Genomic DNA, 12,405 nt, shown 5'->3' with positions numbered 1-12,405 from the left:
CTGGTCCGGTGGCCCTGTCATGGTAGCGAGTCGTCCCGGTCAGTGGTGAGTGCTGGTCTTCCGTCGTGGGCCGGACAATCATGTGCTCATGTCCGCGCCGGCACCGCCGTGGCTGACCGTCGACCGTGCCGTGGTCAGCATCGCGTTGGTCTACCCGATGCGCGGGCCGGCCGGCATGTTCGGCCCCACCTGTGAGCTCTGTGCGCAGCTCGCGGTCGAGGAGATCAATCGGTGCGGTGGCGTGCTGGGCCGGGAGGTTCGGCTGGTGCCGGTCGACGGTGGCGCACCGCCGGCCGAGGTGGCGGCCGAGGTCGAGGCGTTGGTGTCGGTGGGGGCCGTGCAGGGGGTGACGGGGTGGCACATCTCCTCGGTGCGCCAGGCGTTGGCGCCCCGCGTCGCGCACCGGGTGCCGTACGTCTACACCGCACTCTACGAGGGCGGCGAACGCACCGAAGGGGTCTTCCTGACCAGCGAGACGCCGGATGCCCAACTGTGGCCCGCGATGCGGCTGCTCGCCGGGGAGCAGGGCGTGCGCCGCTGGTTCGTGGTGGGCAACGACTACGTGTGGCCGCGCCGTACGTCGCGGGCGGCCCAGCGGTACGCGCTGCGCGGCGGTGGGCAGGTGGTGGGCCGGCACTTCCTGCCGTTGGACGCGCACGACTTCACCGAGGTCCTGCGCCGCATCGAGCACAGTGACGCGGACGCAGTGTTGATGCTGCTGGTCGGCGCCGATGCGGTGCGGTTCAACCGCGCGTTCGCCCGATCCGGCCTGGACCAGCGCTGCCTGCGGCTGAGCACCCTGATGGACGAGAACATGCTGCTGGCCAGCGGCGCCGGCGCGACCCGGAGGCTGTACAGCACGGCGGGTTTCTTCGCCGGGCTGGTCACCCAGGAGAATCTCGACTTCCACGGCGAGTTCGCGCGGCGCTTCGGGGTGGAGGCGCCGCCGCTGGGCAGCCTGGGGGAGTCCTGCTACGAGGGCGTCATGCTGCTCGCCGCGCTGATCGGCCAGGCCCGCACCCTCGACGTGCGGGCCATCGAGACGGCCGCCGACACGGTCGCCTACCAGGGGCCGCGTGGGCGGTTGCGGCTGCGCCAGCGGCACGTCCGGCAGCGCATCTACCTGGCCGAGGCCGACGGGCTCGACTTCACAGTGCTCGCCCAGCTCTGAACCGGGCACTACCGGTCGGCCCGTCCGACCCTTGACAGCGCCACCCGACACCGCCCTAAGATGCTTCCTGGGTGAAGTATCCGGCCACGGGGCCAGATCTCACCATTGCGTGCCCACCGTCGGCGGATTCGTCCGTCGGCCATTGTGGTGGCACCTATTCTGCGGTTTTCCCAACGGCCGACACCGTTTCCTCCCCAACGGTGTCGGCCGTTTTTCGTGCGCGCCCCGACGGTCCCTCGGAAACAGTCAATTAAGGACCGGGAAACACCCACGCAATCATGGCGGTCGACGCTTTCGGTGCCCATATCCGATCCGGTGCCCTGCGCGGCGTCCACCCGTCGACCTTGGTATCGCCCACGTCAGCTCAATCGGACCGCACCGACCGTCCTAACGCCACTTGAGTGCACCGCAGGGAGAGTAGATGTCATTATTCCGGGGCCGCCGCATCCTGGCGGGTGCCATGACCCTGGTCGCCGCGGCCGCGATGACCGCGTGCGGCAGCAAGACCACCGACGAGGGTGGCGCGACCGGCGTGACCGCCGACGTCTCCGGCGACACCGTCAAGGTGGGCCTGCTCAACTCGCTCTCCGGGACCATGGCGATCAGCGAGGTCACCGTCCGCGACTCCATCATGCTCGCCGTCGAAGAGATCAACGCGGCCGGCGGCGTCCTCGGCAAGAAGATCCAGCCGGTCGGTGAGGACGGCGCCTCGGACTGGCCCACCTTCGCGGAGAAGGCCGAGAAGCTCATCTCCGAGGACCGGGTGGCAGCCGTCTTCGGCTGTTGGACGTCGGCCAGCCGCAAGGCGGTCAAGCCGGTGTTCGAGAAGAACAAGGCGTTGCTGTTCTACCCGGTGCAGTACGAGGGACTTGAGCAGTCGCCCTACATCTTCTACACCGGAGCGACGACCAACCAGCAGATCGTTCCCGGGCTCGACTACCTCAAGTCGCAGGGCGCGAAGTCGGTCTATCTGGTCGGTAGCGACTACGTCTTTCCCCGTACCGCCAACAAAATCATCAAGGCGTACGCCACGGCGAACGGGATGACCGTGCTGGGTGAGGATTACGCGCCGCTGGGCTCCACCGAGTTCGGCACCATCGTCAACAAGGTCAAATCGTCCGGCGCGGACGCGGTTTTCAACACGCTCAACGGTGACAGCAACGTGGCCTTTTTCAAGGAGTACAAGTCCGCGGGCCTGAGCGCCGCCGCGATGCCGGTGGTGTCGGTGTCCATCGCCGAGGAAGAAGTCAAGGGCATCGGCACCCAGTACCTGGAGGGCCAGTTGACGGCCTGGAACTACTACCAGACCACCCCGGGCGCGGCGAACTCGAAGTTCGTGGCCGCGTACAAGGCGAAGTACGGCGCGGACAAGCCGACCAGCGATCCGATGGAGGCCGCGTACGTCGGCGTGCACCTGTGGAAGGCGATGGTCGAGAAGGCCGGCGCCTTCGACGTGGAGAAGGTCCGCTCCGCCTCGGACGGGATCACCTTCGACGCGCCGGAGGGTCTGGTCACCGTCGACGGCAAGACCCAGCACATCGCCAAGACCGCCCGGATCGGCAAGATCGGCGCGGACGGCCTGATCACCGAGGTGTGGAACTCCGGCAAGCCGGTCGCCCCGGACCCGTACCTCAAGACCTACCCGTGGGCGAGCGGCCTGAGCTGACGACGCCGGCCCGGGCGGAACGCGTTGCCGCGCGCTCCGCCCGGGCCACCCGACCAGCAGTTCGGAGTACCCACCGTGACAGTCCTCTTCGGTCAACTCTTCACCGGCATCAGCATCGGCGCGGTGCTGCTGCTCATCGCGCTCGGCCTCGCGCTGACCTTCGGCCAGATGAACGTGATCAACATGGCGCACGGTGAGTTCATCATGGCCGGCGCGTACACCACCTACGTTCTGCAACAGAGCATCACCGGCGCCGGCCTGTCGCTGGTGGTCGCGCTGCCGGTGGCGTTCGTGGTCGCCGGCACCATGGGTGTCCTGCTGGAGGTGCTGCTCATCCGCCGGCTCTACGCCCGGCCACTGGACACCCTGCTGGTCACCTGGGGTGTCTCACTGATCTTGCAGCAGCTGGCCCGGGACATCTTCGGCAGCCCGAACGTGCAGACCCGCGCGCCCGAGCTGCTCACCGGCAACGTGGCGCTGCCCGGCGGGCTGACCATCGCCAACAACCGGCTGTTCATCCTGGCCCTGGCGCTGGCCGCCGTCGCGGCGCTCACGCTGGCGCTACGCCTCACCCCGCTCGGGCGGCGTATCCGCGCTGTGGTGCAGAACCGCGACCTCGCCGCGGTGTCCGGCATCGCCACCTCCCGGGTCGACCGGACGACCTTCTTCCTCGGCTCCGGCCTGGCCGGGCTCGCCGGGGTGGCCCTCACCCTGCTCGGCCCGATCGGCCCGACCATGGGCACCAACCTGATCATCGACGCCTTCCTGGTCGTCGTGGTCGGCGGGATCGGCCAGCTCAAGGGCAGTGTGATCGTCGCCTTCGCCCTCGGCGTGCTCCAGGCCACCGGGGAGTACCTGACCACCCTCAGCGTCGCCAAGGTGATCGTGTTCGTGGCGATCGTCGCGTTCCTCCAGTGGCGGCCACAGGGCCTGTTCACCCTGCGGACCAGGAGCCTCGCATGACCGCCGTCACTCCCGCGCCACCGAGCACCGCCGTCCGCCCGGCGCCTGCCGGCCCCGTACCACCGGGTCGGCCCGCCGGCCGCTCGCGGCTACGGACCCTGGCCGGCTTCGCGTTCGGCGCGGCGCTGCTGTTCGCCGTTGCCCCGCTGGTGTTGTCGGACTTCCGGTTGGCGTTGCTCGCCAAGTACCTCTGCGTCGCCATGGTCGCTGTCGGCATCGGGATCGCCTGGGGCCGGGGTGGGATGCTCACCCTGGGCCAGGGCGTCTTCTTCGGCCTCGGCGGCTACGCGATGGCCATGCACCTCAAGCTCGCCGACGCGGGCCCGGGTGGGATGCCCGACTTCATGCAGCTGTACGGGCAACTCGACGAGCTGCCGCTGTGGTGGCGGCCGTTCGCCAGCCCGTGGTTCGCGCTGCCCGCCACGGTGCTGCTGCCGATGGCTGTCGCCTTCGGGCTCGGCTCGCTGGTCTTCCGTCGCCGGGTCCGCGGCGCGTACTTCGCCATCCTCAGTCAGGCGCTCGCCGCCGCGATGGTGATCCTGCTGATCGGCCAGCAGGGCACCACGGGCGGCACCAACGGGCTCACCGACATCAAGGGCTTCTTCGGCTACGACCTGGACGGCCCGGTCAACCAGCGGATGGTGTATTTCATCATCGCCGGGACGCTGCTGGCGTTGCTCGCGTTGACCCGTCAGCTCATCCACAGCCGTTACGGCGAGCTGCTGGTGGCGGTCCGCGACGGTGAGGAGCGGGTCCGCTTCCTGGGCTACGACCCGGCGTCGGTCAAGCTGGTGGCGTACGTGGTGGCGGCGGGCATGGCCGGGCTGGCCGGGGCGCTGTTCGTGCCGGCGGTGGGCATCATCTCGCCCGCGCTGATCGGGATCGTCCCGTCGATCGAGTTCGTCATCGGCGTCGCGGTGGGCGGCCGGGCGACACTGCTCGGGCCGGTGCTCGGCGCGGTGGCGGTGGCCTGGGCGCGTACCGCGCTCTCCGAGCGTTTCCCGGGCACCTGGACGTACCTTCAGGGGTTGCTCTTCGTGGTCGTGGTGGCGTTCCTTCCCGGCGGCCTGGCGTCGCTGTGGGCCTTGGCCCGCCGCCGCGACGTCGCCGCGGAGCCGCAGCGGCGCGGGCGGTTGTCGCTGGGCCGACGACGCGCCGAGCGGACGGAGGTGCCGGCGGCATGAGCGGCGAGCGGTTGGACGGGTTGTCCGTCCGGGACGTACGGGTCAGCTTCGACGGCTTCACCGCCGTGGACGGCGTCTCGTTGGAGGTGCCCGCCGGTGACATCCGGTTCCTGATCGGGCCGAACGGCGCCGGCAAGACCACACTGGTCGACGCGATCACCGGTCTGGTCCGGGCCACCGGCTCGGTCCGGTTCGGTGACGAGGAACTGCTCGGCCGGCCGGTGCACCGGATCAGCCGGCTCGGTATCGGGCGGACCTTCCAGACCTCGACGGTCTTCGAGGAGCTGTCGGTGTTGCAGAACCTCGACATCGCGGCGGGCGCCCGACGCAGCTGGGCGACCCTGGCGCGCCGCCGCCAAGGTGTGCCCGACGAGATCGCCGCCGCGCTGGAGACCATCGGTCTGGCCGCGCGGGCCGCGGACCTCGCCGGGACGCTCGCGCACGGCCAGAAGCAGTGGCTGGAGATCGGAATGCTGCTGGTGCAGGACGCGCGACTGTTGCTGCTGGACGAGCCGGTCGCCGGGATGAGCCACGAGGAACGCGATGCCACCGGCACCCTGCTGGAGACGGTGAGCCGGGATCGCACTGTCGTTGTGATCGAGCACGACATGGAGTTCCTGCGTCGGTTCGCGCGCAGCGTCACAGTGCTGCACGCCGGCCGGGTGCTCAGCGAGGGCACTGTGGCGCAGGTCCAGGCGGACCCGCGCGTGCAGGAGGTCTACCTTGGCCACCCGGTCGACGCCGGGTCGGCCCGCACCGGCCTGGAGGCATGATGCTGACGCTGCGCGGGGTGCACGCCGGGTACGGGCGTTCCCGGGTGCTGCACGGGGTCGATCTGGCGGTCCCGCCCGACGGGGTGGCTGCCGTGCTCGGGCACAACGGTGCCGGCAAGAGCACCCTGCTGCGGGTCGCGGCGGGTCTGTTGCGCCCGAGTGCCGGCACCGTCGAGCTGGACGGCGAGGACGTCACCCGCGCCGGGCCGCACGAGCGGGTGGCGCGGGGGATGGCGTACGTCCCGCAGGGTCAGCAGTGCTTCCCGCACCTGACCGCGGCGGAGAACCTGCGGCTGGTCGCCGACGGTCGGCGCGACGGGGCGGTGGCCACGGCGGAGGTGCTGGATCTGTTTCCGGCGTTGCGCCCGTTGCTGCGGCGTCGGGCCGGGCTGCTCTCCGGGGGTCAGCGCCAGCAGTTGGCCATCGCCCGCGCCCTGATCACCCGGCCGCGGCTGCTGATGCTCGACGAGCCGACCGAGGGCATCCAGCCGTCGGTGGTCGCGGAGATCCAGGAGCGGATCGTGGAGTTGACCCGGCAGTCCGGGTTCAGCGTGCTCCTCGTCGAGCAGCACCTGGGCTTCGCGCTGCGGGTGGCGGACCGCTACCACGTGCTGGAGTCCGGTCGGGTCACCTCGCACGGCGACGGGGGTGTCACGGCGGAACGGGAGGTCCGGGCGGCCCTGGCGGTCTGATCGGCGCGGCGTGGGTCAGGTTCTCGGCGCGGGCCCGGTCGAGTCGCGGACGACCAGCAGGTGCCCGGTGGGGCGGCGGCGAGGGCGTGTCGTGCGTGGCTTGAGCGCGAGGGTGAGTGCCGTGCGGCCCATCTCTGTCATCGGCAGGCGGATGGTGGTGAGGCTGGGTGCGAGGTCGGCCGCCACGGAGACGTCGTCGAAGCCGACCACTGACATCCGCGCGGGCACCGGCACGCGGCGGGACCGCAGCGTCGACAGCACGCCCATGGCCATCGCGTCGTTGAGCGCGATGATCGCCGTCGTCTCGGGATGGTCGTTGAGGATCTGCTCGGCGGCGGCGCGTCCACCGCCGCGGGTGAAATCGCTGTGCACGACGGCGAGGTCGGCGGGGGACCGCCCGCGCTCCCGCAGAGCCGACGACACTCCGGCCAGCCGATCGGCGACAGTGGTGAGGCCGGCGCTGCCCGCGGCGACAGCGATTTTTCGGTGCCCGAGATCCATCAGGTGCTGGGCGAGCGCGTGGCCGCCGGCCTCGTTGTCCGGCAGGACGGCGTCGACGCCGAGCGCGTGCCGTCCGATGGCGGCGGCCCGTCCGCCGTGGTCCTGGAACGCGGCCAGCTCGGCGCGCGCCGCGCTCTCCATGCGTGGGTCGTCATAGCCGGAACCGCTGATCAGAACGATGCCGACCCGCTGGGCGATCAGGTGGCGCAGCTGTTGCAGCTCGTAGTCGGGGTCGCGGCCGGACTGGCAGATCTGCACCAGCAGCCCCTGCTCGGAGGCGAGCTGGATGACCCCGGCGGCGATCTCGGAGAAGTACGGGTCGTCGACCTGGTGGACGATCAACCCCACCGTCGAGGTGGCCCCGCTGGCCAGGGTGCGGGCGTACGGGTTGGCCACGTAGCCCAGCTCACGGGCGACCTGCCGGATCCGGTCGGCCACCTCGGTGCTGACCCCCTCACGGCCGGCGAGGGCGCGGGAGGCGGTCGCCAGCGAGACGGCGGCGTGTTCGGCGACGTCCACGAGGCGCGGCCGGTGGCTGGCCCTGGACATCGGCAACCCTCCGAGAACATTCATGTCACCCGATCTGTTGCGAGTGGCATCGATCGAAGCCTAGGGTACGTAAGCGCTTACGTAAGCGCTTACGTGACCGGCATCCGGCATGCCGCGAAACGAGGTGACAGCCATGTCCAGGGCCCGACGAGCGGCCGTCTCCCTCCTGGCGATCGGCGCGCTGACCGGCGCCAGCGCGCCACCGGCGCAGGCGGATCGGAGCATGTCGCCCGACGTCCACCCGGCGCTGCGCGCGCACCTGGTCGCCGCGTACGACTTCGACCACCCGGTGCCCGGCGACCCAGCGCTGGAACGCGACCAGGGGCGTTCCGGCACCGAGATCGAGCTGATCAACGGCGGCACCGCCATGCGGGTGCCGGACCGCGCCTACCGGGGCAGCCGCAACGCCGTGCAGACCCGGCAGGTCGCCCCCGCCGTCGCCGGCAACGACGACTGGAAGGCCGGCACCTGGTCGGCCAGCGGCGTGCGGACGCTGCGTGCCTTCAGCGCCACCGCCGGCACCACGGTCATGGGCTGGTTCAAGCTGAACATGGACAGCCCGCTACCAAACTCCACCACCGCCGACCCGGACGACAGGTACAACGCTATCGGGCTGGCCGGAGTGCTGACCGGCGACTCCGACGGCCACGGCGTCCGCGCCCTGCTGGAGCTGATCGACGTCGACGGAGAGTTGCGTCTCGTCGCGCTCGGCCGGCGGCTCGACGGCGGCAACTCGCAGACCTTCGCCGCCACCCGGGACTGGCGTGAGCTGCTGCCGGTGGGGGAGTGGGTGCACCTGGCCGCCACCTTCGACTTCAACACCGGCGCGCTCGCCCTCTACCGCAACGGCGAACCGGTGGACGGCTTCTACACCCGCGCCGACGACCCGTGGCTGGTGTCCGGGCCGGGCCCGCACGTGACCACCGCGTCCGACCCCCGGGGCATCAAGATCGGCGGCAGCTTCCCCCAGGACACCCTGGAACGCAACCCGTGCGACTGCCGGATGGACGGCCTGATGTTCCTCGACAGTGTGGTCTCCGCCAAAGACGTGCGGAGGCAGTACCGCCACCTTGCCCGCTGACCACCCTCGGCACCGTCCCACCGAGAAGGAGACACGCGTGCGCACCCTGCACCGCCGCGCCGGCACCGTCCGCCGGCCCACAGTGAGGGCCGGCCTCACCGCCCTCGTGCTGATCCTGTCCACACTGGTCGCCACGCCCGCGCGCGCCGCCGACGCGGTCTACGACCCGATCCCCGAGATGCCGGTCCAGTCCCGACTGGGGCTGGTCCTCAGCGAGTACGCCAGCTTCCCGCAGTCGTACCCCACGCCGGCGCCGACCGACGCGCGGCTCATGCGTACCGCGCGGATCAACACCATCATGGAGGTGCCCGACGGCTCCGGCCGGCGGGCGGTGCCCGACCTCAACGGCAGCCTCTACCTGGTCGAGGGCGGCGTGCCGCACGTCTACCTGGACGTGGCCGCTACGTTCGCGCCGCGGTTTTTCTCCGGTCGTGGGCTCGGCCAGGGCTTCGGGTACGTGGCGTTCCACCCGGAGTTCGGGGTGAACGGCCGGTTATACACCATCCACACCGAGTTGGCGTCGACGACGACCGCCACACCGGACTACGCCCAGCCCAACACGCTCTTCCACGGTGTCATCACCGAGTGGACGGCGACGGATCCGGCCGCGGCCACCTTCGCCGGTACGCACCGGGAGGTGCTGCGCATCGGCTTCGGCGGCCAGGTACACGGCATCCAGGAGATCAACTTCAACCCGACTGCCAAGCGCCACGACCGCGACTACGGCCTGCTGTACCTCGCCGTCGGCGACGGTGGCCAGGGCGCCCGCAACACCGACCCGCAGAACCTGGCCCTGCCGCACGGCAAGCTGCTGCGGATCGACCCCCGGGGCACCAACTCCGCGAACGGGCGCTACGGCATCCCGGCGGGGAACCCGTTCGTCGGCCGGGCCGGCGCGCTCGGCGAGCTCTACGCAGTGGGTTTCCGGGACCCGCACCGGTTCAGCTGGGACCGGGCGACCGGCCGGATGTACCTCGGGCACATCGGTGAACACGCCGTCGAGGCCATCTACGAGGTCCGCGCCGGGGACAACTTCGGCTGGAGCGAGCGCGAGGGCTCCTTCGTCTTCGACAAGACCGCCACCAGCCCGTGCGACCGGCTGCTCCCGCTGCCCGCCGACGACGACAGGTACGGCTACACCTACCCGGTCGCTGCGTACGACCACGACCCCCCCGCCGGTTGGAACTGCACCGACGACGTCGGTGTCGCGGTGGCTGGCGGCTTCGTCTACCGGGGGCGGGCGCTGCCCGCGCTGCGCGGCAAGTACGTCTTCGGCGACCTGGTCGACGGCCGGGTGCTCTACACCGAGGCCAATCAAATGCGCCGGGGCCGAGGGCTGGCCACCATCCACCAGCTCGCGCTCTTCGACACGGCCGGCACCCCGGTCCGGATGCGCGACCTGTCCGCGCCGGGCGCGCCCGGTGACCCCAACCGGGTGGACCTGCGCTTCGGCACCGACGCCGCCGGTGAGCTCTACGTCGTCGCGAAGGCCAACGGAAAGGTCTGGAAGGTGACCGGTACCCGGGAGTTCGCCAGCGGTGACGTCGGGGACGTCACAGTCCGCCGCACCGCCGGAGCCGCGAACTGGTCGCCGGTGACGCCGGCGAAGTGGCAGTTCACCGGCGACCAGGTCATCCTGGCCGAGGCCGGGGAGAGCCGGCCGGGCCCGCGCCGGCCCTTCGAGTACGCCGTGCTGACAAACGGCCCGGCGTGGTCGTCGGTGCAGGTCGACGCCCAGGTACGACTCGACACACCAGTGGAGGTCACCAACCGGGACGTGATCATCGTCTTCGGCTGGCGCTCGGACACCGAGTTCTACTACGCCCACCTCTCCACCGACAACACGATCTATCCGCACAACGGCATCTTCAAGGTGGACAACGCCGACCGGGAGCGCATCGACCACCAGTGGAACGGCCGCTCCCGGGGCGCCAACCCGGCGATCACCGATGCCAGGTGGCACCGCGTCCGGGTGGTGCACCTGCCGGCCACCGGCGAGATCGCCGTCTACGTCGACGGGCATCGGGACCCGCTGCTGACCGCGAAGGACACCACGTTCGGCTCAGGACGGGTCGGCTTCGGCTCGTTCGACAACGTGGGCCGACTGCGCAACCTGACCGTCACCGGAACACCGGCCTGAACCGGGGGCGCGGTGGGGACGACGGCGTTCATACCGGCGTCCCCACCGCGTCATCCGTCGACCTGCCCCGGCGGGGCCGGTCCGGTTCGTAGACTTCCTGCCATGCCGGAGATCGTCGAGTTGCTGGCCTCGCCCGTGCACCGCTTCCTGGGTCGGCCCGCCGACGGCCCGGCCCCGGCCCCGCCCGGTGAGCTGGTCGACGCCGTCCGGATCCGGGCCGGCCTCGGCATCGTCGGCGACCGGTACTTCGGCCAGCAGGCACACCGCGACGCCAGCGTCACCGTCATCGCCCAGGAGTCGCTGCCGGTCGGCATCGGCCTGACCGAGGTGCGGCGCAACATCCTCACCACCGGGATCGCCGTGGACGAGCTGATCGGCAGAGTGCTGGTGCTGGACTCCGGCGACGGCCCGGTCAGCCTGCGGGTCAACCGGGCGGCCCGACCGTGCGCCTGGATGGACGTCACCGTCGGCCCGGGGACGTGGAAGGCGCTGCGCACCACCGGCGGCATCCGCTGCACGCCCCTCAACGACGGCACCCTGCGCGTCGGCGCGATCGACGCCGTCGTGAGCTGAGGAAAGGGCTCGACGTCGGACTCCCGGACCGGCATGGTGTACGTCGAGCTGACCGGCGCCGTCGCTTGGCCCGGCTGGCGGATTCGGCGAGGTGACGCTCTGGCGAGCTGGTGCGTGGTAGAACCAAACCGCGCATCGGCTCGCAGGTCTCCGGGCAGCCGGGGGCAATGCCGGACGGGACCTCATCCGAACGGAGGTGGTGCGTTGAACCTCGAGCTGCGGCAGCTCATCGAGGAGCTGCGGGCTGAGCTGGCCGATCTGCCGGACAGCCTGGCCTACGCCGAGTTCGGCGAGGGGGCGGCCATCGACGCCGTACCGGCGGGGCTCCCTGCCGACCTGCGGGACCTCCTGCTGGTGGCCGACGGGCTGCGGGCGGGTCGGGTCGAGTTGGCGTCCTCGTCGACGCTCGCGGGGATGCAGTACCACCTGGACTACGCGCCGGACTTCTCGTCCATCCCGCAGGACCGGGCGGGCTGGCTGGTGGTCGGCGCCCGCAGCGACGAGCCGATCTTCATGGACCGTGGCACGGGAGCGATCTGGTACTTCCCACCCACCGGCACCGAGTGGTTCATGTCCGACGCGTTCGAGGAGCTTGCCCCCGACGTGGAATCCTTCGTGGACTACTACCTGCTCGGCCCGGGCTACGCCGACCTGACCCCCGCCGACGACCGGTGGTTCGCGTTCCTCGACGAGCAGGGTCTGCTCGACGAGGACGACGAGGACGGCAGCTGAGTCAGACCGGGCTGATGTGTGCGGCCAGGACCCGCCAGCCGTGTGGGTCGTCGTGGACCCACGTCCGGGTGTAGCGCAGCCGCGCAGCGAACGGCGCTCCCTCGAAGACCCCGGACACCCGGCCCAGGAAGAACGTCACCCCCGTCGCGCCGACGACGAGCAGGTCCAGCTCCTCCTCGACCAACTCCTCAACGACCGAGCGGCGGTCCCGGTGGGCGGCCAGGTCGTCCTGCTTGCTGTGGGTACGCCCGTCCGGGCCGATGGCGATCAGCTGGTCGACCAGCAGCTGATCGAGGGCGGCGACGTCGCCGGCCCGTTGGGCGGCCTGCAGGGTGCGCTCGGCGTCGAGCAGCTCGGCCTCGCGTGCGCTGTCCGGCATC

At 70.9% G+C, this 12,405-nt stretch carries 12 protein-coding genes; 10 read left to right on the top strand and 2 right to left on the bottom strand.

The features are described from left to right. Positions 1 to 88 precede the first annotated feature (88 nt). The 6 genes from MED15_RS01270 to urtE all read left to right on the top strand — a co-directional run bounded on the left by MED15_RS01270 (position 89) and on the right by urtE (position 6,449). Positions 89 to 1,171: a substrate-binding domain-containing protein gene (locus MED15_RS01270; protein ID WP_112590253.1), complete on the top strand. Its 1,083-nt coding sequence runs from the start codon at positions 89 to 91 to the stop codon at positions 1,169 to 1,171. A 421-nt stretch (positions 1,172 to 1,592) separates the two neighbouring features. Continuing rightward, on the top strand, positions 1,593 to 2,837 hold the full coding sequence (gene urtA, locus MED15_RS01265; protein WP_181541648.1) for an urea ABC transporter substrate-binding protein: 1,245 nt from the start codon (positions 1,593 to 1,595) through the stop codon (positions 2,835 to 2,837). A 75-nt stretch (positions 2,838 to 2,912) separates the two neighbouring features. Further along, the gene (gene urtB, locus MED15_RS01260; RefSeq protein ID WP_091398903.1) at positions 2,913 to 3,800 is read left to right on the top strand and encodes an urea ABC transporter permease subunit UrtB; all 888 of its coding nucleotides are present in this window, start codon (positions 2,913 to 2,915) and stop codon (positions 3,798 to 3,800) included. Further along, positions 3,797 to 4,984, top strand: a complete 1,188-nt coding sequence (gene urtC / locus MED15_RS01255) for an urea ABC transporter permease subunit UrtC (protein ID WP_112734601.1) — start codon at positions 3,797 to 3,799, stop codon at positions 4,982 to 4,984. The genes urtB and urtC overlap by 4 nt, the downstream gene beginning before the upstream one ends. Next, positions 4,981 to 5,757, top strand: a complete 777-nt coding sequence (gene urtD, locus MED15_RS01250; RefSeq protein ID WP_112734600.1) for an urea ABC transporter ATP-binding protein UrtD — start codon at positions 4,981 to 4,983, stop codon at positions 5,755 to 5,757. Before urtC ends, urtD begins: the two co-directional genes overlap by 4 nt. Next, the gene (gene urtE / locus MED15_RS01245) at positions 5,757 to 6,449 is read left to right on the top strand and encodes an urea ABC transporter ATP-binding subunit UrtE (protein WP_112625517.1); all 693 of its coding nucleotides are present in this window, start codon (positions 5,757 to 5,759) and stop codon (positions 6,447 to 6,449) included. Before urtD ends, urtE begins: the two co-directional genes overlap by 1 nt. A 15-nt stretch (positions 6,450 to 6,464) precedes the next feature. On the opposite strand, the gene MED15_RS01240 is transcribed toward urtE, so the two are convergent. After that, positions 6,465 to 7,499 (bottom strand): LacI family DNA-binding transcriptional regulator, encoded by a 1,035-nt coding sequence (locus tag MED15_RS01240; protein WP_112734599.1) that lies wholly within the window; start codon positions 7,497 to 7,499, stop codon positions 6,465 to 6,467. Between the two features lie 133 nt (positions 7,500 to 7,632). Here MED15_RS01240 and MED15_RS01235 point away from each other — a divergent pair, with 133 nt between their 5' ends. From MED15_RS01235 to MED15_RS01220, 4 genes are all read left to right on the top strand, one after another. Further along, positions 7,633 to 8,580, top strand: coding sequence for a LamG-like jellyroll fold domain-containing protein (locus MED15_RS01235; RefSeq protein WP_208646439.1), 948 nt, complete (start codon positions 7,633 to 7,635; stop codon positions 8,578 to 8,580). Between the two features lie 37 nt (positions 8,581 to 8,617). Then, positions 8,618 to 10,720, top strand: a complete 2,103-nt coding sequence (locus MED15_RS01230; RefSeq protein WP_112734598.1) for a PQQ-dependent sugar dehydrogenase — start codon at positions 8,618 to 8,620, stop codon at positions 10,718 to 10,720. A 102-nt stretch (positions 10,721 to 10,822) separates the two neighbouring features. Beyond that, on the top strand, positions 10,823 to 11,293 hold the full coding sequence (locus tag MED15_RS01225) for a molybdenum cofactor biosysynthesis protein (protein WP_112700081.1): 471 nt from the start codon (positions 10,823 to 10,825) through the stop codon (positions 11,291 to 11,293). 204 nt (positions 11,294 to 11,497) lie between these two features. Continuing rightward, the gene (locus MED15_RS01220; protein WP_112734597.1) at positions 11,498 to 12,025 is read left to right on the top strand and encodes an SUKH-4 family immunity protein; all 528 of its coding nucleotides are present in this window, start codon (positions 11,498 to 11,500) and stop codon (positions 12,023 to 12,025) included. 1 nt (position 12,026) lies between these two features. Here the strand turns inward: MED15_RS01220 and MED15_RS01215 are convergent, their stop codons facing one another. Beyond that, entirely contained in the window at positions 12,027 to 12,404 is a 378-nt protein-coding gene (locus tag MED15_RS01215) for a nuclear transport factor 2 family protein (protein WP_091398883.1), read from the bottom strand. Between the last annotated feature and the right edge of the window lies 1 nt (position 12,405).

This window comes from Micromonospora noduli (assembly GCF_003264475.1).
GTDB lineage: Bacteria > Actinomycetota > Actinomycetes > Mycobacteriales > Micromonosporaceae > Micromonospora > Micromonospora noduli.
This window is presented reverse-complemented; position numbering and strand designations above follow the sequence as displayed.